Origin of the sequence: Sphingomonas eleionomae (genome assembly GCF_049889035.1) — a bacterium.
GTDB lineage: Bacteria > Pseudomonadota > Alphaproteobacteria > Sphingomonadales > Sphingomonadaceae > Sphingomonas.
Map to the genome: position 1 here is coordinate 613,577 of NZ_JBLTWP010000002.1, position 23,387 is coordinate 636,963.

Below are 23,387 nucleotides of genomic sequence, written 5' to 3' on the forward strand. Positions count from 1 at the left end.
ACGCTTAGTTATAAGATGCTGCTGGTTTGGCTATGCTAACCCGCACGATCTACCCACAGCAATCGCGCACTCGCCGGTGGAGGCTCGGACGGGAGGAGCAGTCGGGCCTCCCAGCCATCCGGCGCCCTAGAACCGAGGCGGCCTCAGGATGATCATTGTCGGTCGGTCGAAGCTTGAGAAAGCGACGACCTGAACCCGGCAGGATGATGGCGGGGCCGGTTAGAGCTGTTAACCTGAAAGATCAATTAAGTTGCTACAGATGAACGAAAGGGCATGATGGATGTTTTATTGCTACAGAGCGGGCGTCCCGCTTTTCACCAAACGGGCACTTGAAGTCCCTGTCCCGCCGCTTGAACAAATGTCCGCTGTCTCGCGGTCATAGCTCAAAAGCGGACACGCCGCTTCCCACCCAAACACGTTCGTCGACGTGGGTTGAACGAATGGCCGCTTTCAGGGCATCCACTTGGGCCAACGAACGACCACAATTGGGGCGCAAAGCAGCCCTCTAAGCATGGTGTCCGACGGCCCCGGAAGTAGTGAGAACCGCGCTTGAGAACGCGCGCCGATAACGGCCATCCGCCGCCGCCGAACGCCGAAGACATAACGACTAAACCATTGGATCGACAACCTGTGCTTGCCAAGCGCGATCCGGTCGCCGAAGATTCCTCTTGATGAGAAAGGATGTCGATCACCTGCCGACAATGCAACAGGGCGAGCTGGAGCGGGTCCAGCGCGTACTGATGGAGGAGTTCGCCGAGGCCATCTCAAAGGCAACAATGCCCAGCCGCAGGAACGGCAAGATACTAAAGATTATCCTGTTCGGCTCATATGCACGGAACGATTGGGTCGACGAGCCAGAGAACGGCTACCAATCCGACTTCGACCTCCTTGTCGTGGTCAATCACGACGACCTCACCGACATCGCACATTACTGGTACGTCGCCGAGGACCGCATTCTGCGCGACGCTGCGATCGCGCGACCCGTCAACATCATCGTGCATTCGCTCTCTGAAGTGAACCAATCGCTTAAGCGCGGCGAGTATTTCTGGGTCGATATCGCTCGCGACGGCATCATCTTGTATGAGCTGCCCTGCCATCCGCTCGCTACGCCGATGCCGCTGACGCCGGTTGACGCCTATCAGATGGCTCATTCCTATTTCCAAGAATGGCTGAAAAAGATTGATAGCGGCATCAAGCTGTCAAAGTTCGCCATCGACGAAAACGAGCGTAAGGATGCCGCATTCCTGCTGCATCAGACGACGGAGCGCGCCTATATCTGCTTCCTGCTGGTGCGGACGCTCTATTTTCCGCGCTCACACAACATCAAGTTCCTGCGATCGCTCGCAGAGGACAGCGAACCGCGTCTGATCGACGCTTGGCCGCGCGAGCGCCGGCTCGACCGGCGGCGTTTCCAGCTGCTAAAGCGCGCCTATGTCGAGGCGCGCTATTCCACCGCTTATGAGATCACTGTCGAGGAGCTCAACGCGATCCTCGGCTCGGTTCGTCAGCTGCGCGACATCCTCGAGCTGGTATCGCGCGAGCGGCTTGATTACTTGCGGACCGCTGCTCGACTGTAGCGGGAGCGGGCGGTCTGTCCGCCAGACCTGACCGATGTCAGCCCAACAGGGCTCATCAGCGCCATTCTGTTTTCGAGGGGTTGAGCGGACGTTGAGGGCGTTCGGATCGACCTGATGTCGACCGGCGGGAGCCCTCGACGTGACGCCCACCAAATTGCTCATCGGACAGATCCTGGTCGTCCTCGCGATCGTCCTGGTGGGACTGTGGGCTGCGACACAATGGGCGGCGGCAATGCTGGCCTACCAGCCAGAGCTTGGTCACGCCTGGTTCCATGTCGCTGGCCTGCCGGTCTACCGACCCTGGGCGCTATTCTTCTGGTGGTATCATTTTGATGCCTATGCGCCGGACGTGTTCGACCGTGCTGGCACGCTGGCGGCGGCTAGCGGTTTGTTCGGCTGCGGTGCTGCGATCTTCGGCTCGTTGTGGCGGGCGCGTCAGGCGCGGCACGTCACGACCTATGGCTCGGCGCGCTGGGCGACGCATCGGGAGATCGAACGCGCCGGGCTGCTTGGCGATGCGGGCGTCATGCTGGGTCGCCTCGGCGCCCGCTATGTGCGGCATGACGGCCCCGAACATGTCCTAGTTTTCGCGCCGACTCGCTCGGGCAAAGGCGTTGGCCTCGTCGTGCCGACCTTGCTCAGCTGGACCGGCTCAGCGGTCGTCCACGACATCAAGGGCGAGAACTGGCATCTCACTGCCGGCTGGCGTTCGCGTTTCTCGCATTGCCTGCTGTTCAATCCGACCGACGCCCGGTCTGCCCGCTACAATCCGCTTCTCGAGGTCCGTCGCGGTCCCAATGAGGTGCGCGACGTCCAGAATATCGCCGACATCCTTGTCGATCCCGAAGGGGCGCTTGAGCGGCGGAACCATTGGGAAAAGACCAGCCATTCGCTTCTGGTCGGCGCGATCCTCCATATCCTCTATGCCGAGGAGGAGAAGACGCTGGCCCGCGTCGCGACCTTCCTTTCCGATCCGCAGCGGCCGTTCGTAGCGACGCTCCGCCGGATGATGACCACCAATCATCTCGGCAGCGAGCACACGCCGATAGTTCATCCAGTTGTCGCCTCTGCCGCCCGCGAACTCCTCAACAAGAGCGAGAATGAGCGCTCCGGCGTGCTGTCGACGGCCATGTCGTTCCTGGGGCTCTACCGCGATCCCACTGTCGCTGAGGTCACTTCTTGCTGCGACTGGCGCATTGTCGACCTGATCGAAGGCGAGCGGCCGGTGTCGCTCTATCTCGTCATTCCGCCATCGGATATTTCGCGGACCAAGCCGCTCGTTCGCCTGGTGCTCAACCAGATCGGCCGGCGCCTCACCGAACGCCTTGATCAGTCAGCCGATCATCGGCGGCACAAACTGCTCGTAATGCTCGACGAGTTTCCGGCGCTTGGGCGGCTCGACTTTTTCGAGACCAGCCTCGCCTTCATGGCAGGCTATGGCATCCGCGCCTTTCTGATCGCCCAGTCGCTGAACCAGATCGAAAAGGCGTATGGCGAACACAATTCGATCCTCGATAATTGTCATGTCCGCGTCGCCTTTGCGACCAATGACGAGCGAACCGCCAAGCGTATCTCTGACGCGCTCGGCACGGCAACCGAACAGCGCGCCATGCGCAACTATGCAGGCCACCGGCTCGCGCCCTGGCTGGCCCATGTCATGGTCAGCCGTCAGGAAACCGCTCGCCAGCTCCTGACGCCGGGCGAGGTGATGCAGCTCTCGCCCGACGAGGAACTGGTCCTCGTCTCCGGCATGGCGCCGATCCGCGCCAACAAGCTCAGGCATTTTGCCGACCGCAATTTTACCGCTCGGCTGGCCCCACCGCCCGTGCTCGCCGAGGGTGGCTATCTAGACCGTCCTGCCGTGCGCCCTGACGATTGGAGCGGCATTGTCCGCAGCCCGGACGCACGGCTTGGCCGTTTGGATAGCGCCGAGGCCCTGGCGGAAGAAGGGGGGCTCGAGCAGCAGCGCCATCCCGGCCTCCCCGAGGCGCCGGGCACTAAAGGGGAACCAGCAGCGGACCCTGCGCTGGCCCTTGCCGAGGACGATGACCTGGTCGCCGACCAGCGCGCGATGGACCAGGCGCGCGGTCTCAGCGTGGTCGCCCGTGGCTATGCCCTCAACGAGGGCAGCGACCATGATCTTGTGCCGGGGATCTGAACCATGAAGGTCCGCCAGAACCTCTATATCGATCGCGAGCTGAGCGACGCGCTCGAAGCGCTTGCCGCCGGTACGGCCGGTAACAAGTCGCGGCTCGTCAACGATGCGCTTGCCGACTGGCTGTCGCGTCGCGGGACCAAGCAGGTCGATGATCTGCTCAAACTGAGGCTCGACCGGATCAGCCGCGAGATCGGCCATGCGCGCCGCGACATCGACGTCCTGCTCGAAAGCCTGTCGCTGTTCGTCCGCTATCAGCTGATGGTGACCGCCCCGCTGCCGGATGCCGATGCCGCCGCCATCGCGGTCGGTCGGGACCGGTTCGAGAAGTTCGTTGCCCAGGTCGGTCGCCAGCTTGCCGCTGGCAAGCGCAGCATCGGCCATGCTCCCGATTTGGAGGAACCGGCATGAGCGGTACGTCCGATACCGTGTCGGAAGGGCGGCGCCGGGCGATGCTGCGCACCGCCATGGGCCCGACCATCGCGGCGGCCCTTGCCGACCCCCTGGTGCTTGAGGTGATGGTCAATCCCGATGGGGCCCTTCGCCTCGACCGGTTGGGCGAGGGTCGCACCGATACGCTCATTCGGTTCGATCCTGCCCAAGTCGAGCGGATCATCCGCCTTGTTGCCTCGCATGCCAAGACCGAGGTGCATGGCGACCGGCCGATCGTGTCGGCTGAACTGCCGCCGCATGGCGAAGGGGCAGGGGAACGGTTCGAGGGCCTGTTGCCGCCAGTCTCGCTCGGTCCCTGCTTCTCGATCCGCAAGCCCGCCACCCGGCTCTATACCCTGATGGACTATGTCGCTGATGGCATTCTGTCAGCGGAAATGGCGCGCCTCTTATCGCTCGCGGTCGTTGAGCGCCGGAATATCCTGATTGCGGGCGGCACCAGCTCGGGCAAGACGACGCTTGCCAATGCGCTGCTCGCCGAGATGGCGAATCTCGACGAGCGCGTGCTGCTCATCGAGGATACGCGCGAGCTCCAATCGCCCGCTCCCGATACCGTGGCGCTTCGCACCCGGCCCGGCAGCATTTCCATGGCGGACCTTGTCCGCTCGACGCTTCGCCTGCGGCCCGATCGGATCATTGTCGGTGAAGTGCGCGGCCCCGAGGCGCTCGACATGCTGAAGGCCTGGAATACCGGCCATCCGGGCGGGATCGCCACGGTGCATGCCAATGGCGCGGCGGCCGCGCTCACGCGCATCGAACAGCTGGTCCAGGAGGCCGTGGTCACCGTGCCGCGCCGGCTCATTGCCGAGGCGATCGACATGGTCGTGTTTATCGCAGGACGTGGCACCGGCCGACGGATCGAGACGATCGCCGAGGTCACCGGCCTCGATGCGCAGGGCGACTACCGCCTTCACGACCTCACCCCCTCCCTGACCCCCCGATGATGGAGATTGAATGATGTCCGACACACTTTCCGCTCGCCGCTTTCCCCGGGCCATGCCCCTCATCGCGCTTGGCATGGTGATTATCGCCGCCGATGCCTGGGCGAGCGGCTCCGGCATGCCCTGGGAAGAACCGCTCCAGCAGGTGCTGGAATCCGTCCAGGGGCCCGTCGCCAAGATTGTCGCGGTGATCATTATCATCGTCACTGGCCTGACCCTTGCCTTTGGCGAGACGGCAGGCGGGTTTCGGCGCCTGATCCAGATCGTATTTGGCCTGTCGATCGCCTTTGCCGCTTCGTCCTTTTTCCTGTCCTTTTTCAGCTTTGGCGGCGGGGCGCTCGTCGCATGAGCACCCTTAGCCCGATCGAAGGCTTTGAGGTGCCGATCCATTCCAGCCTTGGCCAGCCAATCCTCTTGGGCGGCGCGCCGCGCGGGCTTGCAATCGTCAACGGCACCATTGCTGCGGCGCTCGGCCTTGGGCTCCAGCAATGGCTGGCTGGCCTTGCGATCTGGGCAATCGGCCACAGCCTTGCCGTCTTCGCCGCCCGGCGCGATCCCGACTTCGCGCCGGTGCTGCTCCGCCACCTGCGCCAAAAAGGCGAGCTTTCATGCTAGCGCTCCATGAATATCGCCGGCGCGCCGACCGGCTCGCTGACCATCTGCCCTGGGCGGCGCTCATTGCCCCTGGCGTCATTCTCAACAAGGATGGCAGCTTCCAGCGCACGCTTGGCTTTCGGGGTCCCGACCTTGAAAGCGCAACCGAGGCCGAACTGGTCGCGGCATCGGCGCGCGCCAATAATGTGCTGAAGCGCTTTGGCTCGGGCTGGGCACTGTTCTTTGAGGCCGAGCGCCGCGAGGCGCTCGGCTATCCGAAAAGCCGCTTTCCTGATCCCGTCTCCTGGCTGGTCGACGAGGAACGCCGTGCCGACTTCGAAGCCCAGGGCCAGCATTTCGAGAGCCGCTATTATCTGACCCTGCTTTGGCTGCCGCCCGCCGACAGCAGCGATGCCGCTGGCCGTTTCATGGTCGATCGGCCCGGCCATGACGGGGTGCGGGACTGGCGCGGCGACCTTGCCCGCTTCATCGCTGAAACCAACCGCGTCCTCGACCTGCTGTCGGGCTTCATGCCCGAGGTGCGCGCACTCGGCGATGCCGAGACGCTTACCTATCTCCACGGCACGGTGTCCGACCGGCGGCATGCTGTCGCCGTCCCCGATACGCCCATTTATCTCGACGCCTTGCTTGCCGACACGCCGCTTGCCGGCGGCCTCGAGCCCAGGCTTGGTGAGCAGCATCTGCGCACCGTCACCTTGCTCGGCTTTCCGAGCCTTAGCCGCCCCGGCATTCTCGATGCACTGAATGCGGCAGATTTCGGCTATCGCTGGACCACCCGCTTCATCGCGCTCGACAAGACCCATGCGACCCAGGCGCTCACCCGCATCCGCCGGCAATGGTTCAACAAGCGCAAATCCGTGACCGCGCTGCTGCGCGAGGTGCTCTATAACCAGCCCGCCCAGCTGCTCGACAGCGATGCCGACAACAAGGTGGTCGATGCCGACCTCGCGCTTCAGGAGCTGGGCGGCGACCATGTCGCCTTTGGCTATCTGACGGCAACGATCACGGTGGCGGATGCCGACCCGGTCCGCGCCGATGAGAAGCGCCGCGCGGTCGAGCGAATCGTCAATGGGCTCGGCTTCACTTGCGTCCGCGAAACCATGAATGCGGTCGAAGCCTGGCTCTCGTCGCTGCCGGGCCATGCCTATGCCAATGTCCGCCAGCCGCTCATTCACACGCTCAACCTCGCCCATCTGATGCCGCTCTCGGGCATCTGGGCAGGCCCGGACACCAACCGGCATCTGGGTGGACCGCCGCTCCTTCATGCCCAATGCTCGGGCACGACGCCGTTCCGCTTGTCGACCCATGTCGGCGATGTCGGCCATATGCTGATTGTCGGGCCGACAGGGGCAGGCAAGTCGGTGCTGCTCGGGCTGATCGCGCTCCAGTTTCGCCGTTATACCGGTGCGCAGCTCATCCTGTTCGACATGGGGTTCTCGGCCCGGGTGCCCGTGCTGGCAATGGGCGGATCGCATCATGTGCTGGGCGGCCAGGGCGACGAGACCGGTCTCGCTTTCCAGCCGCTTCGGCGCATCGATGACCCGGTCGAACGCGCCTGGGCCGCCGAATGGCTGGCAGGCCTGCTTGCCCATGAGCAGGTCGTCATCACCCCCGAGGTCAAGGATGCGCTCTGGTCAGCGCTTGGCAGTCTTGCAACCGCACCCATTGAAGAGCGGACGCTCACCGGCCTTGCCATGCTACTTCAGTCAGCGCCGCTCCGGGTCGCTCTGACGCCTTACACCATGGAGGGTCCTTATGGCCGGCTGCTCGACGCAGCCGACGAGACGCTCGCCTTTGCCGATATCCTCTGCTTCGAAACCGAGGCGCTGATGCAGCAGCCGGGCGTCGTTGCGCCTGTGCTCCACTATCTCTTCCACCGCCTCGAGGCGCGGTTTGACGGGCGCCCGACGCTCCTCATCATCGACGAGGCCTGGAGCCTTCTTGACGATCCGCTCTTCGCCTCGCGCATCCGCGAATGGCTGAAGACGCTCCGCAAGAAGAATGTCGCGGTCATTTTCGCCACCCAGTCGCTTGCCGACATTACGGAAAGCAGCATTGCGCCAGCGATCATCGAGAGCTGCCCGCAGCGGATCCTCCTGCCCAACGATCGGGCCATCGAGCCGCAGGGCCGGCAGGCTTATGCCCGGTTCGGCCTTAATGATCGCCAGATCGACCTGATCAGCCGGGCAACGCCCAAACGCCATTATTATCTCCAATCGGCGCGCGGCAATCGCCTGTTCGAGCTGGGCCTTGGTCCCGTCGCGCTCGCCTTGTGCAGCGCGTCCGGCCCGGAATGGACAAGACGGATCGATACCCTGCTCGCCGAGCACAGCGCTGCCGGCTTTCCTGGCCACTTCCTGCGCGCCGCCGGCCTCGACTGGGCCGCCGAGCTGCTCGGCCAATTTCCCATCCCCCACGCCCCAGAGGAGAACTGACCATGCACCGTCTGATCCCCATGTTGCCGCGTCGGCACGCCATTGCTGCTGCGCTTGCTGCTGCTTCCCTCCTGTCGCTCGGAATGGCGCTGTCATCGCCTGCCTCGGCGCAGATCGCCGTCTTCGACCCCAGTAATTACAGCCAGAATCTGCTGACCGCCGCCCGGACGCTCCAGCAGATCAACAACCAGGTTCGTTCGCTCCAGAACGAAGCCAATATGCTTCTTGCCCAGGCGAAGAACCTGAAGACGATCGATTTTCCCGAAATGCAGGCGATTACTGAGCGCCTCCAGGCAATCGACCGACTGATGGGTCAGGCCCAGGGCCTCGATTTCCGTATGTCGGGTCTCGACGCGCAGCTTCGCCGCCTGTTCCCTGAGGCATTGAGCGAGGCGCTGTCCACCGATGACCGGATTCGCGCCGCGCGTCAGCGGCTCGAAGCCGCCATGTCGGCCTATCGCGAGACCATGACCGTCCAGGCGCAGGTGGCCGAGAATGTCACAGCCGATGCAAGCCTGCTCACTGGTATCCTGGCGCGCAGCCAGGGAGCCGAAGGCGCGCTGCAGGCAGCCCAGGCAAGCAACCAGCTGCTCGCACTTAGCGCCAAGCAGCAGTTCCAGATCCAGCAGCTGATGGCCGCCCAATATCGCGCCGATGCCACCGAGGCCGCCCGACGCGCTCAGGCTGAGGCTGAAGGGCGAGCGGCCACCAGGAAGTTTCTCGGGTCGGGCTCCGCCTACACGCCCCAATAGGCGGGGCCTCACCCGAGGGCGGCGGCGGATTGCTTTTCGCCGTCGCAGCCGCGGGGCGTGGTCATGCTCCCCCCGCCACGTCCCGCGGCACCCTTTAATGATCGAGAAGGACATGCATCGTGCAGGACCTGAACGTCATCGACCGCTTCATGGAAGCCTTTATCCGCTATATCGATAGCGGGTTCGGGCTGCTTGGACCCGATGTCGCGTTCCTCACGACGACGCTCATTGGCATCGACATCACCCTTGCCGGGCTCTTCTGGGCGATGGGCGGCGAACAGGATGTGATTGGCCGCTTCCTGAAGAAAATCCTCTATATCGGCGCGTTCGCGCTGATCCTGAACAGCTTTGCGACGCTTGCCGACATCATCTTCCGCTCTTTTGCCCAGGCAGGGCTGACAGCGGGCGGCGGCACGCTGTCATCGGAGGATCTCCTCAAGCCCGGGCGCCTCGCCGGCACCGGATTCGAGGCCGCTTGGCCGCTTCTTGAACAGGCATCGAGCATGATGGGCTTTGTCGGCTTTTTCGACAATTTCCTGACCATTGCCGTTCTCCTGTTCGCCTGGGCGATCGTCATCCTCGCTTTCTTCATTCTTGCCGTGCAGATGTTCGTGACGATCATCGAGTTCAAGCTGACCAGCTTGGCCGGCTTCATCCTCGTGCCGTTCGCGCTGTGGAACCGCACCAGTTTCCTTGCCGAGCGCGTGCTCGGCAATGTCGTCTCTTCCGGCATCAAGGTCATGGTGCTCGCGGTCATCGTCGGCATCGGCTCCAATTTCTTCGCCGAATTCACCGCCTCAATGCAGAGCCAGGAGCCTGATCTTGGGCGGGCCATGAGCCTCATGCTCGGCGCGCTTGCCCTGTTCGGGCTCGGCATCTTTGGTCCCGGTATCGCCTCCGGCCTTGTCGCTGGTGCCCCGCAGCTTGGCGCGGGTGCTGCGGTCGGCACCGCGCTTGGCGCTGCCAGCGTTGCAGCGCTGGGTGGCGGGGCAGCGATCGGCGCCGCCCGGCTCGCTGGCGCCGGTGCGCTCGGCGCTGTGCGTGCCGGGACGGCCATGGGGTCAGCGGCACAGACGGCCTATACGCTTGGCCAGGAAGCTTCGGGCTCCTCGAGCATCGGCGCTGGCCTCAAGGGCGTCGGCCAAGCGGTCGCAGGTGCGGCGCGCCAGCGCGCCGGATCGGCGTTGGGCCTCAAGGCCGCCGCCGAATCGGGTCGGGCGTCGGCCTGGGCAGCCCTTGGCGGCACTGGCGGTGCCCAGCCCATGGCCGCATCGAGCGAGGCTGCGGCGCCCTCCTGGGCGCAGGCCATGCGGCGCCAGCAGGACGCGCGGCATCACCGCCATATCGCCATCCAGGCCCTCAAGGAGGGCGATCGCGGCGGTGCCTCGGCAACACCGGACATCAAGGAAAAGGAGGAATAGGCCATGCGCTTCAAGCGAAGCGTCCAACGCTATGGGCGTACCCCGGAACCCGAAACCCCCTATCAGCGCGCCGGCCAGATCTGGGATGAGCGTATCGGTTCGGCGCGGGTGCAGGCACGCAATTGGCGGCTGATGGCCTTTGGCGGCCTGGGTCTCACCGCCGCCATGTCGGCAGCGCTTGTCTGGCAGTCGTTGCAGAGCAGGGTCGTCCCCTATGTCGTCGCGGTCGACCGCCTGGGCGAGGCAAGGGCAGTGAGCGAAGCCGAGCGCGACTATCAGCCAAGCGACGCACAAGTCGCCTGGCACCTTGCGCGCTTTATCGAGCAGGTGCGCTCGGTTTCGCTGGATCCGGTGCTGATGCGCCAGGACTGGCTTTCCGCCTATGATTTTGTCACCCGGCGCGGTGCGCAGTTCTTGGGCGATTATGCGCGCACCGCCGATCCGTTCGGGCGAGTGGGCGAGCGGGCGGTGTCCGTCCAGGTAACGAGCGTCGTTCGCGCATCGGACCGCTCCTTCCAGGTCAAATGGACCGAAACCGTCTATGAGCGCGGTAATCGGACCGGCACGTCTAACTGGACCGGCATTTTGACCGTGATGCGCAAGGGCCCGAGCTCGGCCGAGACCCTGCGCCGCAATCCGCTCGGCCTTTATGTCGATGCCATCGACTGGAGCCGTGAGCTCGACCCCGTACCCACCCCACCGCCATCGTCCGCGCCTCAATCGGCCGAGCCGCCGGTAGACGTTTCAGGCGTGCCGCGCGGATCGCCCCTCGACCCGACCCTCGGGGCCGATCCCGCCCCCAATATGCTCCAGGAGAACAGGCCATGACCCGTCCGCTTGCCCTATCCGCCCTGGCTGCGCTCATCGCCAGCCCGGTTGCTGCGCAGTCCAATCCGTCAACGTCTGCCAACCCATCCCGGTCCGGTGTCGCGGCAATCCGCGCTGCCAACGCCCAGGCAACTATCGACCCTCGAGGTGCTGACTTCATTAACGCAAGTGCGGTCTATCCCTTTGCCGCAGGCACGATCTACCAGGTCTATACCGCCCCCGAACGCGTGACTGATATTGCGCTTCAGCCGGGCGAGACCCTGGTTGCCGTGGCAAGCGGCGATACGGTCCGCTGGGTGATCGGGGACACGGCAAGTGGCACTGGGCCTCATAAGCAGGTCCATATTCTGGTGAAGCCTTTCTCCTCAGGGCTCAGCACCAATCTTGTCATCACCACGGATCGGCGAACCTATCATCTTGCGCTTGCCAGCACGCGCGGGTCGGCGATGGCGGCCTTGTCCTGGAGCTATCCCCAGGATGCCCTGCTGGCGATCCGCCGCGCGCAGGAAGCGGCGGCGGCCGCCGCGCCGGTGGCTACTGGCCTTGAGGTCGAACGGCTCGATTTCGCCTACCAGATTTCAGGCGATCGCCCGCCCTGGCGTCCGCTTCGCGCCTTTGATGACGGGAGGCAGACCTTTATCGAATTCCCGCCCTCGCTTGGCCAGGGCGAGGCCCCGCCGCTGTTTCTTCTCGATCCGAACGGGGAGGCGCAGCTGGTCAATTACCGGCTGCGTGGCCGCTTCTATGTCGTCGACCGGTTGTTCGACAGGGCAGAGCTGCGGCTCGGCACCAAGCGCCAGCAAATTGTTCGGATCAGTAAAGCCGGGCGGAGGACGTCATGACGGATGCCATCCCCTCCGGCGACACAGCACCGCCGGCGAAGGTCGATCCGGAAAGTCTCGTCCTTCGTGCCCAGCCAGTACCTACCATCCGCTTCAAGCGCGGGCTGGTGATCGGCCTTGCCGGTGTCGCCATCCTCGCCATCGTCTTGACGGCCTGGCTTGCGCTGTCGCCGCCGAGCTTCAAGCTGACGGACCAGCCCAATGATCTTGCCGAGCCGGCCAAGGCGCCAAGCGACGCGCTGGACGATCTACCGCTGAGCTATGCCGACGCGCCCAAGCTGGGACCACCGCTCCCCGGCGATCTTGGGCGGCCGATCCTCAAGCACCAGCAGTCGATGGCGGCGGACATGACCGCACAACCGGACGCACAGGAACAGTCGGCGCGTGCGGCACGGGAACAGGCGGCGGCGGAGCGCAAGGCAGCCCGCGAATCAGCCCTGCTGGTTGCGACGGGCACCCGGGCTGTAGCGGACGAGGCTCTGGCGCCAGTGGCCGTGCCCACGCCGGTGATGGCCGATACCCCAAAATCACCGCTAGACCTTGAGCGCGATCCCAATGCGCAGCAGCGCAAGATGGACTTCCTGCAGGCATCGGACAATGGCGGCGGCATCAGTCCGCACAGGATCCGTCCGGCAGCATCGCCCTATCTGCTGTCCGCTGGTAGCGTCATCGCAGCGAGCCTCATCACCGGGCTCCGGTCGGACCTGCCCGGTCTGGTTACCGCACAGGTCACCGAGCCCGTCTTCGACACTGCGACCGGCCGAATCCCCCTGATCACGCAAGGCGCGCGCCTGATCGGGCGCTATGATTCGGTTGTCGCCTTTGGCCAGCGCCGCGCCCTCGTCGTCTGGCAGCGCCTCCTCTTTCCCGATGGCCGCTCACTTGCCCTCGACAATGAGCCTGCAACTGACCCGGCCGGCTATGCGGGGCTGGAGGACAAGGTCAATTTCCACAGCTGGACGCTTCTGAAAGGCGTCGGCATCTCAACCCTGCTGGGGCTTGGCGCGAACCTGACCTTCGCAGGGGAGAGCGACCTCGTTCAGGCCATCCGGCAATCGACCCAGCAGAATGTTGCCCGCGCTGGCGACCAGATCACATCGCGTAACCTCCAGATTCAGCCAACCATCACGATCCGGCCCGGCACGCCGGTGCGGCTTGTGGTCCACCGCGATCTCATCCTCGCTCCCTTGAACGAATAGGTGCCCTATGCCTGATTTGAAGCTTCCCAAGCTGCCGGACCGCACGCCCGTCAAGCTCACGATCAGCATCATGCCTGAGCTGAGCGAGGCGCTCGGCGACTATGCCAAAATCTATCAATCGACCTATGGCCAGTCCGAGGCCGTTGCCGACCTTGTGCCCCTGATGCTCAAATCATTTCTCGACAGCGATCGCGGCTTTGCCAAGGCACGCGAAGCCATGAACAAGGCACAGGGCAGTGGCTGAGCTTTCCGAGCGCCAGGAGCGGTTCCTCAAGCTGCCCGAGGTCTGTCGCCGTGTCGGCCTGGGCAAGTCGATGATCTACGATCTCGTAAAACGAGGCCAATTCCCACCGCCCTATAAGCTGTCGTCCTGTGCGTCGCGCTGGAGCGAACGCGAAGTGGTCGCCTGGATTAACGACGTAAAGGATGGCTTCGAGGGGAAGCGCCGCAAGCTCTAGGTAGCAATTTGCGACGCTCGACAGGTCTAGGCCGTTTGTCCTTTGCGCGCCTTGGTCGCTGGGGCAGGCTTTTCGCCCTGCCTGCGACCAAGCCCGATCTGCTTGGCGAGTGCCCGGCGAGTTTCAGCATAGGCGGGTGCGACGATTGGATAATCCGCCTTCAGGCCGTAACGCTCGCGGTATTCGGCGGGCGTAAGCCCGTTGTTGGCAAGGTGGCGCTTCAGCGTCTTATAAGGTTTGCCGTCGATCATGCTGATGATGAAGTTTGGGTCAGCCAGGCTTTTGCGAATTGTCACTGCGCCTTCAAACTTCCCAGACACTGCCTCCTGTCCCTGATCGGCCGTGCTCGACCCGCGAAGCTCCTGAATGGTCGTATGCATGGCGCGCATGAACGCCGGTACATCCTCGGCGGCGGTGCGTGTATTGGCGTTGGAGAGCCAAGCGGCGGTCAGTTCTGCGGCAAGCTCAACCGCATCCGCCACAGTGTTATCATCTGCCATGATTGGCCCCCATTATGTGTTGTATTGATGGGCTAACGGATGTTCGTGTCAGGCGCAACCAGACCCTGTTTATACCGGTCACGCAAAGACAAAGCCTGACGATGGGCCAGCAATTCTGACGGAACGAACTACAATCCTTCGGCTTTGATCTCTCCGCCAACTCTGAGTGACGGACGTCCTTGGCCTTCGTCGGCTTGAGATAAGCGGGCCGCTTTCTGTCCGCGATGTGGAATGTCGCTCAGTCGGCAACATAGAGCTTGGCGATCGAACCGGAAACACGGATGTCGCCTGCCGATCCCCACCTCATTGCCACCTGTCAAGCCGCGCCAGGTCCACTTGAGATCGGTACAAGAATTCGGTTTCAGCCTTGGGCGGCCTGAACCGCGCGAGCCTCCATAACCACGCCGAGACGCGCTCGCACAGCGCCAAAGATGGCGGCGAGATTGTCCATGCTCGGATTGCCCGATTCCGACAGCATCCGATGCAAGCTCTTGCTTGGCCGCTTCGTCTCGTTCGCCAGTTCCTCAAAGCCAAGCGAGGCGTTGACGAGATCGCGCAGGATCAACCGCGATACATGCGGTTCCCCGTTCAGAAACGCGGTTGCAGCCTCATCCAGCAATGCTTTGGCAAAGACGGGATCACGCGCGACGCGCTCCTTCAACGTTTCCTTGAAATCACGGGTCAGTGCCATCGCTTCACCTCCTGCCTTTCGTGTCGGCCGCCTTACGGGCACGATACTCCTTGAGCAGCACCCCGGCCCGGTCGATGTCGGCCTGCTGTCTGCGCTTTGAGCCGCCGACGAACAGGATGACGAGGTCATCGCCATCCTGTGTCAGATACAGCCGATAGCCTGGCCCCCAGTCGATCCGATATTCGCCAAGCCCTCCGCCAATCCATTTGACGTTGGACACATTCCCCAGTTCCAGCCGAATGACTGCCGTCGCCACCTTGGCCGATGCTTGGGGATCAAGACCATCGAACCAGGATCGAAACGGGCATGAGCCGTCCTCGCGAACATATTCCTCAACAATCACGTCATCCGCTTTCTGGTAACATATAAGTTACCATTTGGCCAGTGACGATCATCGTGCATGACGACGCGGGGCAGGAAAGCGAAAGTCCGGCTCGACGGGGGAGGGTAGCCTTCGGCGCGACCCGGACCCGATTTCCTTCACCGGCCGACCAACCAGTTCAACCGGATCAGGCAGGCCCTCGCTCAACATATCGGCCCAGATCGCCGCCAGCTCGCGTCGGCGGGGCATATAGGCCGCACGGTTATAGGCGCCCTCGACCTTGTCTTTCGGGACATGGGCGAGCATCAGGTCGATCACCTTGCGGTCATGCGGATCGCCATTGCGCTCCGCCCATTCGTTCATGATCGTCGAAAAGGCCGCCCTAAATCCGTGCGGCACATGATGTCCGTGATAGCCGGCCCGATTCAACAGATAGCCAATCGCGTTTTCGCTCATCGGGCGGTGCGCATGCCGGTTGCTGGGAAAAACCAATGGTCCCCCACCCGTGAGCGGCCAAATCGCGCGCAGCACCGCCACCGCTTGTGGGGTCAGAGGAACAAGGTGATCCCCATCGATTGCTTCCTTGCGTTCCAGATCGCCTTTCATTCTGGCCGAAGGGATGCGCCAAAGCGGCAGCTTGCCATCGAGGTCTTCGAATTCAGCCCATTGTGCACCGCGCAGCTCGCTTGGCCTGACGGCGGTGAACGCCAGCATTCTAAGGCCGAGCCGGGTGACCGGCCGTGCATTATCTTCCTCGGCTGCACGGATCATCTCACGCAGGGCGCCGATCTCGGTGATCGCAGGCTGGCGTCCCTTGCGCAGCGGCTTGAGGACAGAGCCCAGCTTTTCGGCAGGGTCGCTTGTCGCGATCCCCTGAGCGATAGCGTAGACGAACACCGCCGAGATGCGCTGCCGTACGCGTTTTGCCGTCTCGATGGCACCCCGGTTCTCGATCTCTCGCAGCACGCCCAGGATCAAGGGCGGGGTGAGCTGGGCGATCGGCAACGCGCCAATGATCGGGAAGACGTCGCGCTCCAGGCTGCGGAGGATGTCGCTCGCATGGATGATGGCCCATTGTGCCTTGGCATTGCCATGCCACTCGCGCGCCACGCGCTCGAACGTCTGCCGGGAAGCTTCCAGGTTCGCCTCGATCTTCAGTCGTTTTGCGACATTGGGATCAAGCCCCTCGCACAGCATCGACCAGGCTTGGTCACGCTTTTCGCGCGCATCGGCCAGTGACACGCGCGGGTAAGCGCCGAAAGCCATGCTCTTCTGCTTGCCGTCATAGTCATAATTCCAGCGCCACAGTTTGCCCCCGCTCGGGGTGACCAGCAGATAGAGCCGACTGGCATCGGCAATTTTGTAGGGTTTTGGCCGCGGTTTCGCGGCTCGGATCTTCGCATCGGTCAGCAATGTCCGTCTCCTGAAAAGTACCACGTTTTTTGACCGCGCGTACCACGTTTAGAGCCCTCCAATTCGTCGGATGGGCATGGACGGGCACGGACGGCCGAGGCCGAACCGGTCTGCTAAGCGTCGGTAATCAGGGAGAAAAAGTCGATCCCACCGGTCTTGTGCGGACCCTTGTGGAATGGCCGGTGGCGGAGCGGGAGGGATTCGAACCCTCGATACGGTTTTGCCGTATACTCACTTTCCAGGCGAGCGCCTTCGACCACTCGGCCACCGCTCCGCATGTCCTGGCAGGTTGCGCTCCCTAGAACGGTGCGGGCGCGGCTGCAAGCATTGTCAGCCGGGCCGGTGCATGCAATTCATTGGCGATGATGCACTGGATCGCCCTTGCCGCCGCCGCCCTTGCGCAGACCGCGCCGGCCACGCCCCCCGCCCCGGGCGATGCGATCGAGGCAGACTGGCGGGCGATACCCGACGATCAGCTGCTGGTCATTGACCTGACCGGCGGGCGGCGGGTGGTCATCCGTCTGGCCCCGGACCATGCACCGGTCCATGTGGACAATATCCGCAAACTGGCGCGCGCCCGATGGTGGGACGGCACTAGCGTCTATCGCGTCCAGGACAATTATGTCGCGCAATGGGGCGATGCGACCGAGCAGAAGCCGCTGCCCGCCGATGTCGTCGCCAATCCGCCGGCCGAATATGAGTTCGCGGCCCGGCCGCTGGCGGCGCGGCTGACCTTGCCCGATCCCTATGCCCTGCGCGCCGGGATGACCGCCGATGGCTGGCTGCAACTGACCGGCCCCTATCGCCCCGATCAGGCAACGGACCGGGCGTGGCTGCCGCATTGCTATGCCATGGTCGGTGTGGCGCGCGATCTGGCGCCCAGCACAGGTTCGGGGGCGGAACTCTACACCGTGATCGGCCATGCGCCCCGGCATCTGGATCGCAACATCGCGCTGGTCGGCCGGGTGATCCAGGGGATCGAGCATCTGTCCACGTTGCCGCGCGGGACCGGCAATCTGGGCTTTTACGAAAAACCGGCCGAGCGCGTCGCGATCGAGACGGTGCGGCTGGCCAGCGACATTCCGGCGGGGGAACGGCCCGGTTTTCAGTATCGCGCGACGGACAATCCGCGCTTTGCCGCCTATGTCCGGGCGCGGGAAAACCGGGAACCGCCGTTTTTCACCGTGCCGGCGGGCGGCGCCGATATCTGCAACGTTCCGGTGCCGGTGCGGCCGAGCCCCCGTTAAGCCGGGCGATACTCCGGATCAGCGGCCGGCCACCCAGTCGGCGACATCGACCGAAACCTTGTTCGCCGCCTCGTTCAGCGCAGCGGCAACCGGTCCCGCTTCCACGGGGCTGACCGGCACGCGCGCCTCGAACCGCCGTTTTTCGACCGATTCTGCACCCTTTCGCACCAGCGCGGCATCATAGGTGACGATCGCTTCACCCGTCCGGGCATCAATGCCAAAGCTGCGCAATTCGCCCGACAGCGACGCGCCCGGATCGACCAGGATCTGCCGCGCGGTCAGCACGGCATAGCCCGACCGCGCGGCCAGCGTGTCCGACAACAGCCGCTGGAACAGATAGGCCGGCGGCTCCACCCACTGGGCGTCCTTGACATAGGAAAGCGTGGTTGCGTCCGACCGCACGGGAACGCGATTGACCGCAATCTCCTGTGGCACGACGGGCGTGGCGATGGTGATCGTTGGCGCAACGCCGGAATTGGCGACCTGACCCGTTGCCGGAGCCGTTGCCGGTTCCAGCGCCATCAGCATCGGCGGCGTCTTTGGCCCGAAGCTGAGGCATCCGGCCAGCGGCAGTGCGGCGGCGATCAGGATCGCATAGCGAATGGCAGGGCGCGTCATGGCCGTCATTTCCCCTTTGGATCGTAATCGGGCAGCTTGCTGGTGCCGATGATGGAGGCCGCGCCCTGGCGATCGACCTTTTGCAGAATGGAATTGATGCTGGTCGTCGCCTCACGCAGTTCACCGACCAGCTGACTGACCTCTGGCAGGGTTTCGCGGGTCAGCCGCTGCACGCCGGGGCGGGCGTCGCCGATGGTACCCTCCAGCGCCTCCATGCTGCGCTGGGCAGAGGCGATGGTGGCATTGAGGTTCTTCAGCGCCGGGCGAACATCGTCCGACACCAGCTGGTTCGACGTGCCGGCCAGCTGGCTCAGCTGATTTGCGGCGTCGGTGGCGGCGCGGATGGCGACCTGCGTGTCCTTCAACGTCTGGGCAATGGCCGGGCCCTGATCGGCAAAGCTGTCGGTCAGCCGGTCGGTATTTTCCAGGATCGAGCTGATCCGCGCCTGATTCTTGTCCGACAACAGTTCGTTCGCCCGTTCCAGCACCGCCGTCAGCCGCTCCAGAATGGCGGGCGCGGAATTGAGCAGCGCGCCAAGGCCGCCCCGCTTGGTCGGGATCACGGGCACGCCCATCGGGCACACGCTTTCCGGACGCGTCTCCGGGCATTCCAGATGGGGCGAGCCCTTGGTCGCGCCTTGCAGCTGGATCTGGCTGACGCCAGTAAATCCAACGCCCTCGATCGCGGCGGTGGTACCGACCAGGATGGGCACATCCTCGTTCACCGAAACGCGCACGCGCACCAGCGACGGGTCGGGCTTGTACAGGTTGATCGACACGACCTGACCGGCAGGAACGCCGGAAAACACCACGGGTGATCCCTTGGCAATTCCGTCCACCGCCTGGCGGAAGAAGATGTCATATTCGCGCGCGGTGTTGGTGTTGAGCCGCGCAAGCCAGACCGTGAACAAGGCGGTCACCAGCAACAAGATCAGCACCACCGCGCCGACCAGCACATGATTGGAACGCGTTTCCATCAGCCCTTCATGCCCCTGTGGCCGGCGCCGACCCGGCCCGTTCGGCCGAGGCGACGGCCGCGCGTCCGCGCGGTCCATTGAAATAAGTCTGGATCCATGGGTGATCCATGGCCAGCAATTCGTCGATTGTGCCTACTGCAATCACCCGCTTGTCCGCCAGCACGGCGACCCGATCGCAAATGGCATAGAGCGAATCCAGATCATGCGTGATCAGGAAAACGGTCAGGCCCAGCGTTCGTTGCAGGGACAGCGTCAATTCGTCGAACGCAGCCGCCCCGATGGGGTCGAGCCCGGCGGTCGGTTCGTCCAGGAACAACAGTTCCGGATCAAGCGCCAGCGCGCGGGCAAGGCCGGCACGCTTTTTCATGCCGCCGGACAGTTCGGCCGGATATTTCGGCCCTGCCTCGGCAGGCAGGCCGGTCATCACCACCTTGTACCCGGCGATTTCGTCGAGCAGCTGCTGCGACAGGCCGGGATAGAATTCGCGCAGCGGCACCTGAACATTTTCGGCCACGGTCAGCGTGGAAAACAGGGCGCCGCCCTGAAACAGCACGCCCCAGCGCTTGCGCACATCGACCGCTTCGGTGGGATCGCGGTCGATCGTTTCCTCACCGAACACGCGAATAGTGCCTTCCAGCGGCTGCTGAAGCCCGACGATGGAGCGCATCAGCACCGATTTGCCGGTGCCCGACCCGCCGACCACGCCCAGGATTTCGCCCCGGCGCACGTCCAGGTCCAGCCCGTCATGCACGATCTGGTCGCCGAACCCGTTCTTGAGGCCGCGTACGCAGATGATCGGTTCGCTCATATCCAGCCGATCCAGGTGAAGAAGACCGCGAAAAACGCGTCGAGCACGATCACAAGGAAAATCGCCTGCACAACCGCAGACGTGGTCCGCTTGCCCACCTGTTCGGCGTCGCTTTCGACCAGCATCCCCTGAAAACAGCCGGCGATGGCGATGATCGCCCCGAACACCGGCGCCTTGACCAGGCCGACATACAGGTCGGTCAGCGGCACGACCTCCCGGATGCGCTGAATGAAGGTGATCGGCGGAATGTCCAGCGTCAGCCAGCACAGCAATCCGCCACCGATCATCGCCACCAGCGAGGCATACATGCCGAGCAGCGGCATCATCAGCACCGCGGCCACCACCCGGGGCAGCACAAGCGCCTCCATCGGGGACACGCCGATGGTCCGCATCGCGTCGATTTCCTCGGTCAGCTTCATCGTGCCGAGCTGAGCGGCAAAGGCGCTGCCCGAACGACCGGCGACCATGATCGCGGTCATCAACACGCCCAGTTCGCGCAGCGTGATCCGGCCGATCAGGTTGATCGTGAACACCTCTGCACCGAACTGGCGCAGCTGCACCGCGCCCTGTTGTGCGATGACGATGCCGATCAGGAAACTCATCAGGCCGATGATGCCCAGGGCGGAAACGCCCACCACTTCGAACCGCTGCACCGTTGCGTGGAACCGGAACCGGTTGGGCGGGCGCACGATGCTGACCATCACGGACCAGAACGCAATGACTGTCGCGCCCAGAAAGCCGAGCAGACCGGCCATCGTGCGGAACGATTGAATCGTCGCCGCGCCGATTTCGTCCAGGATGCGCAGGCCGGACGGCAGGCCGGGATGCTTGACCGTCACCGGCTGATCCGCGGCGGTCACCTGTTCAAAGATAACGCGCTTGTTCTCGTCCAGCCCCTCGATCGACGCATTCCTGGTGGTCGCCGTGCGATGCACCACCCAAGCGCCGATGGTGTCGAGCCGTTCGACGCTGCCAAGGTCGATGACCGAAACCGGGCCGTCGATCGCGCCAAGCCGTTCCGGAAGCGTCCCGATCCGGGCCAGCGACAGATCGCCGGTCAGGGTCAGCCGCGCTGTACTTGCATCATAGCTGAAATCCGCAGGGCCGCTCATAGCACGCTTCCATGCGGCATTTGTGCTGGCGCGGCAAGGCGATAGCCGCCATGGAATGGCCGATGCCGCCAGCGCCGCACCTTTCCATCTGGGACATGGACAAGACGATCACGCGCGTGCCCACCTGGACGCCGTTCCTGGTTCATGCCGCGCTCCGTCGCTCCCCGTGGCGGCTTGCCCTGCTGCCGCTGGCCGGGATGGCCGGAATCGCCTTTCGCATGGGCATGATTTCCCGTGCCCGGCTGAAGGAACTGGCCCAGCATTGGGTGATCGGTCCCCATCTGACCGTCGAAGAGGCGCAGCGCATCGCCGACAGCTATGCCGCGCGGGTGGTCGACACCGGCCTGTTCGCCCGTGCGCACGCCCGCGTGCTGGCCGACCGGGCACAGGGGTACCGCACCGTTCTGGCGACGGCGAGTTTCGATTTCTATGCCGCCGCGATTGCGCGCGCTCTGGAATTTGACGGGGTGATCGCAACCCGGTCGCTGCGCAACGACCTGGGCCACATCCTGCCGCGCGTGGATGGCGAGAATTGCTATGGCCCCGCCAAGCGGCGGATGGTCGAGGCATGGATGGCCGAACAGGGCATTGACCGGCCCGGTACGGCGATCCGGTTTTACAGCGATCATGTCAGCGATGCCCCGATGCTGGAACTGGCGGACGAGGCGTTTGCGGTCAATCCGCACCCGCCGCTCCGCCGGCTGGCGCGCCAGCGCGGCTGGACGATCATCGACTGGGATCGCGAGGATTAGCGTCAAAGCCAGCCGTCCACCGCATGGATGGCCAGCCCCACCAGCCCGCCAACCAGGGTGCCGTTGATCCGGATGAACTGAAGGTCGCGGCCAACGGCATTTTCGAGGCGGTTGGTAATAGTTTGTTCGTCCCAGCCACGGATCGTGTCGGAAACCAGCCGGACGATGGCGTCGCCATAGTCGCTGGCCGCGCCCACCGCCGCGCGGCGGACAAAGCGGTTGACCGTGCGGGCAAGTTCCGGATTGGTCTGCAGCGTCTGGCCAAGCTGGCGCAGCGCGTCGCCCAGCTGACCGGCCATCATCGCATCGGGATTGGCGGCGGTTTCGATCATCCGCGCACGCAGCATCTCCCAAACCGACTGCCACCAGTCGGCCAGTGCGGGATTGGCCAGCAGGTCGGCCTTGAACGCCTGAACCTTTGCCTGGGTGTCGGGATCGTATTTCAGGTCGATGGCCAGCCGGGCCAGCCCTTCCTCCGCCTTGTGCCGCAGGGGGTGGGCGGGATCCTCCGCCATGTCGTTGACCAGCCCGCTCAGCCCGTCGATGATCTTGTTGGATAGCCTTTCATCCAGCCCGGTCCAGCGCAGGATCGATCCTGCGCGGTCGTGCACCATCTGGCGGATGATCGGCTCGTTCGCCTCCAGCACGCGCGCGGCCCAGCGGATCATGCCGTTCATCAGGGGAACGTGGCGATCCTCCTCGATCGCGGCGTGCAGCGCCTGACCCAGCATGGGCGCGATATCCAGCCGGCGCAGCTGGTCGGACAGCGCCGCGCGGACGACGCCGCCCAGCCGTTCCTGATCCAGCGATTGCAGCAAGTCGACCACCAGCCGCGAAGCGCCGTAGCGCAGCCGCCCCGCAACGCCGCCGCCCGGCTGGGTCAGCCAGCGCCCGGCCGCGCCCGCCACATCGACCCCCCGCATCCGCCGTGCGACGACGCCGGGGATCAGGAAATTTTCCTTCAGGAACCGGGCCAGCGTGTCGGCAATCCGGTCCTTGTTGCGCGGGATGATGGCCGTGTGGGGGATGGGCAGGGCAAGGGGGTGGCGGAACAGCGCGGTGACCGCGAACCAGTCCGCCAGGCCGCCGACCATCGCCGCCTCGGCAAACGCCTTGACATAGCCCCAGGCCGGATGCGCCCCCTCCACCGACCGGGCGATCAGGAACAGCGCGGCCATCGCGACCAGCAGTCCGGTCGCCACCAGCCGCATCCGCGTCAACTGGGGCGGGGGTGGCTCCAGTCTGGCGGGGCGGCGGGGAAACAGCTTCATGCC

25 protein-coding genes and 1 tRNA gene are annotated in these 23,387 nt (G+C 64.3%); 16 read left to right on the plus strand and 10 right to left on the minus strand.

Features of this window, described 5'->3' with window-relative positions:
- Positions 1-671: 671 nt before the first annotated feature.
- The 14 genes from ACNI3Q_RS07145 to ACNI3Q_RS07210 all read left to right on the plus strand — a co-directional run bounded on the left by ACNI3Q_RS07145 (position 672) and on the right by ACNI3Q_RS07210 (position 13,673).
- On the plus strand, positions 672-1,577 hold the full coding sequence (locus ACNI3Q_RS07145) for a HEPN domain-containing protein (RefSeq protein ID WP_426275250.1): 906 nt from the start codon (positions 672-674) through the stop codon (positions 1,575-1,577).
- Between the two features lie 139 nt (positions 1,578-1,716).
- Positions 1,717-3,735 (plus strand): conjugal transfer protein TraG, encoded by a 2,019-nt coding sequence (locus ACNI3Q_RS07150; RefSeq protein ID WP_426275252.1) that lies wholly within the window; start codon positions 1,717-1,719, stop codon positions 3,733-3,735.
- 3 nt (positions 3,736-3,738) lie between these two features.
- On the plus strand, positions 3,739-4,143 hold the full coding sequence (locus ACNI3Q_RS07155) for a CopG family transcriptional regulator (RefSeq protein ID WP_426275254.1): 405 nt from the start codon (positions 3,739-3,741) through the stop codon (positions 4,141-4,143).
- Entirely contained in the window at positions 4,140-5,126 is a 987-nt protein-coding gene (gene trbB / locus ACNI3Q_RS07160; protein WP_426275256.1) for a P-type conjugative transfer ATPase TrbB, read from the plus strand. Before ACNI3Q_RS07155 ends, trbB begins: the two co-directional genes overlap by 4 nt.
- 13 nt (positions 5,127-5,139) lie before the next feature.
- Entirely contained in the window at positions 5,140-5,472 is a 333-nt protein-coding gene (locus ACNI3Q_RS07165) for a TrbC/VirB2 family type IV secretion system protein (protein ID WP_426275258.1), read from the plus strand.
- Positions 5,469-5,738, plus strand: a complete 270-nt coding sequence (locus tag ACNI3Q_RS07170) for a VirB3 family type IV secretion system protein (RefSeq protein ID WP_260021063.1) — start codon at positions 5,469-5,471, stop codon at positions 5,736-5,738. Before ACNI3Q_RS07165 ends, ACNI3Q_RS07170 begins: the two co-directional genes overlap by 4 nt.
- On the plus strand, positions 5,732-8,173 hold the full coding sequence (gene trbE / locus ACNI3Q_RS07175) for a conjugal transfer protein TrbE (protein ID WP_426275260.1): 2,442 nt from the start codon (positions 5,732-5,734) through the stop codon (positions 8,171-8,173). Before ACNI3Q_RS07170 ends, trbE begins: the two co-directional genes overlap by 7 nt.
- A gap of 2 nt (positions 8,174-8,175) precedes the next feature.
- Positions 8,176-8,925: a P-type conjugative transfer protein TrbJ gene (gene trbJ / locus ACNI3Q_RS07180; protein WP_426275262.1), complete on the plus strand. Its 750-nt coding sequence runs from the start codon at positions 8,176-8,178 to the stop codon at positions 8,923-8,925.
- Positions 8,926-9,044: 119 nt separating this feature from the next.
- Entirely contained in the window at positions 9,045-10,346 is a 1,302-nt protein-coding gene (gene trbL, locus ACNI3Q_RS07185; protein ID WP_426275264.1) for a P-type conjugative transfer protein TrbL, read from the plus strand.
- Between the two features lie 3 nt (positions 10,347-10,349).
- On the plus strand, positions 10,350-11,174 hold the full coding sequence (trbF, locus tag ACNI3Q_RS07190) for a conjugal transfer protein TrbF (protein ID WP_426275266.1): 825 nt from the start codon (positions 10,350-10,352) through the stop codon (positions 11,172-11,174).
- A complete protein-coding gene (trbG, locus tag ACNI3Q_RS07195; protein ID WP_426275268.1) occupies positions 11,171-12,016 on the plus strand; it encodes a P-type conjugative transfer protein TrbG in 846 nt (281 codons plus the stop codon). Before trbF ends, trbG begins: the two co-directional genes overlap by 4 nt.
- Complete coding sequence (locus ACNI3Q_RS07200; protein ID WP_426275270.1) at positions 12,013-13,215, plus strand: TraB/TrbI/VirB10 family type IV secretion system protein; 1,203 nt, start codon at positions 12,013-12,015, stop codon at positions 13,213-13,215. Before trbG ends, ACNI3Q_RS07200 begins: the two co-directional genes overlap by 4 nt.
- 7 nt (positions 13,216-13,222) lie before the next feature.
- Positions 13,223-13,459, plus strand: a complete 237-nt coding sequence (locus tag ACNI3Q_RS07205; protein ID WP_426275271.1) for a DUF2274 domain-containing protein — start codon at positions 13,223-13,225, stop codon at positions 13,457-13,459.
- A complete protein-coding gene (locus ACNI3Q_RS07210) occupies positions 13,452-13,673 on the plus strand; it encodes a helix-turn-helix transcriptional regulator (protein ID WP_426275273.1) in 222 nt (73 codons plus the stop codon). The genes ACNI3Q_RS07205 and ACNI3Q_RS07210 overlap by 8 nt, the downstream gene beginning before the upstream one ends.
- Before the next feature lie 26 nt (positions 13,674-13,699).
- Here ACNI3Q_RS07210 and ACNI3Q_RS07215 read toward each other — a convergent pair whose 3' ends face one another.
- From ACNI3Q_RS07215 to ACNI3Q_RS07235, 5 genes are all read right to left on the minus strand, one after another.
- Positions 13,700-14,173, minus strand: coding sequence for a Ros/MucR family transcriptional regulator (locus tag ACNI3Q_RS07215; RefSeq protein WP_426275275.1), 474 nt, complete (start codon positions 14,171-14,173; stop codon positions 13,700-13,702).
- A 361-nt stretch (positions 14,174-14,534) separates the two neighbouring features.
- A complete protein-coding gene (locus tag ACNI3Q_RS07220) occupies positions 14,535-14,864 on the minus strand; it encodes a helix-turn-helix domain-containing transcriptional regulator (protein ID WP_426275277.1) in 330 nt (109 codons plus the stop codon).
- Positions 14,865-14,868: 4 nt separating this feature from the next.
- Positions 14,869-15,207, minus strand: coding sequence for a type II toxin-antitoxin system RelE/ParE family toxin (locus tag ACNI3Q_RS07225; RefSeq protein ID WP_426275279.1), 339 nt, complete (start codon positions 15,205-15,207; stop codon positions 14,869-14,871).
- Positions 15,208-15,255: 48 nt separating this feature from the next.
- Entirely contained in the window at positions 15,256-16,599 is a 1,344-nt protein-coding gene (locus tag ACNI3Q_RS07230) for a tyrosine-type recombinase/integrase (RefSeq protein WP_426275281.1), read from the minus strand.
- 183 nt (positions 16,600-16,782) lie between these two features.
- Positions 16,783-16,873: transfer RNA gene (locus tag ACNI3Q_RS07235), tRNA-Ser, on the minus strand.
- A gap of 88 nt (positions 16,874-16,961) precedes the next feature.
- Between ACNI3Q_RS07235 and ACNI3Q_RS07240 the strand changes: the two genes are divergently transcribed.
- Positions 16,962-17,846 (plus strand): peptidylprolyl isomerase, encoded by an 885-nt coding sequence (locus ACNI3Q_RS07240; RefSeq protein WP_426275283.1) that lies wholly within the window; start codon positions 16,962-16,964, stop codon positions 17,844-17,846.
- 18 nt (positions 17,847-17,864) lie between these two features.
- Here ACNI3Q_RS07240 and ACNI3Q_RS07245 read toward each other — a convergent pair whose 3' ends face one another.
- The 4 genes from ACNI3Q_RS07245 to ACNI3Q_RS07260 are packed head-to-tail and all read right to left on the minus strand — an operon-like array spanning position 17,865 to position 21,361.
- A complete protein-coding gene (locus tag ACNI3Q_RS07245; protein WP_260021075.1) occupies positions 17,865-18,464 on the minus strand; it encodes an ABC-type transport auxiliary lipoprotein family protein in 600 nt (199 codons plus the stop codon).
- A gap of 5 nt (positions 18,465-18,469) precedes the next feature.
- A complete protein-coding gene (locus ACNI3Q_RS07250) occupies positions 18,470-19,441 on the minus strand; it encodes an MlaD family protein (RefSeq protein WP_426275286.1) in 972 nt (323 codons plus the stop codon).
- A gap of 7 nt (positions 19,442-19,448) precedes the next feature.
- Positions 19,449-20,249 (minus strand): ABC transporter ATP-binding protein, encoded by an 801-nt coding sequence (locus ACNI3Q_RS07255; RefSeq protein ID WP_426275288.1) that lies wholly within the window; start codon positions 20,247-20,249, stop codon positions 19,449-19,451.
- Positions 20,246-21,361, minus strand: coding sequence for an MlaE family ABC transporter permease (locus ACNI3Q_RS07260; protein WP_426275290.1), 1,116 nt, complete (start codon positions 21,359-21,361; stop codon positions 20,246-20,248). The genes ACNI3Q_RS07255 and ACNI3Q_RS07260 overlap by 4 nt, the downstream gene beginning before the upstream one ends.
- 11 nt (positions 21,362-21,372) lie before the next feature.
- Here ACNI3Q_RS07260 and ACNI3Q_RS07265 point away from each other — a divergent pair, with 11 nt between their 5' ends.
- Positions 21,373-22,113, plus strand: coding sequence for an HAD family hydrolase (locus ACNI3Q_RS07265; RefSeq protein ID WP_426275292.1), 741 nt, complete (start codon positions 21,373-21,375; stop codon positions 22,111-22,113).
- Between the two features lie 2 nt (positions 22,114-22,115).
- Here ACNI3Q_RS07265 and ACNI3Q_RS07270 read toward each other — a convergent pair whose 3' ends face one another.
- On the minus strand, positions 22,116-23,384 hold the full coding sequence (locus ACNI3Q_RS07270) for a DUF445 domain-containing protein (RefSeq protein WP_426275294.1): 1,269 nt from the start codon (positions 23,382-23,384) through the stop codon (positions 22,116-22,118).
- Between the last annotated feature and the right edge of the window lie 3 nt (positions 23,385-23,387).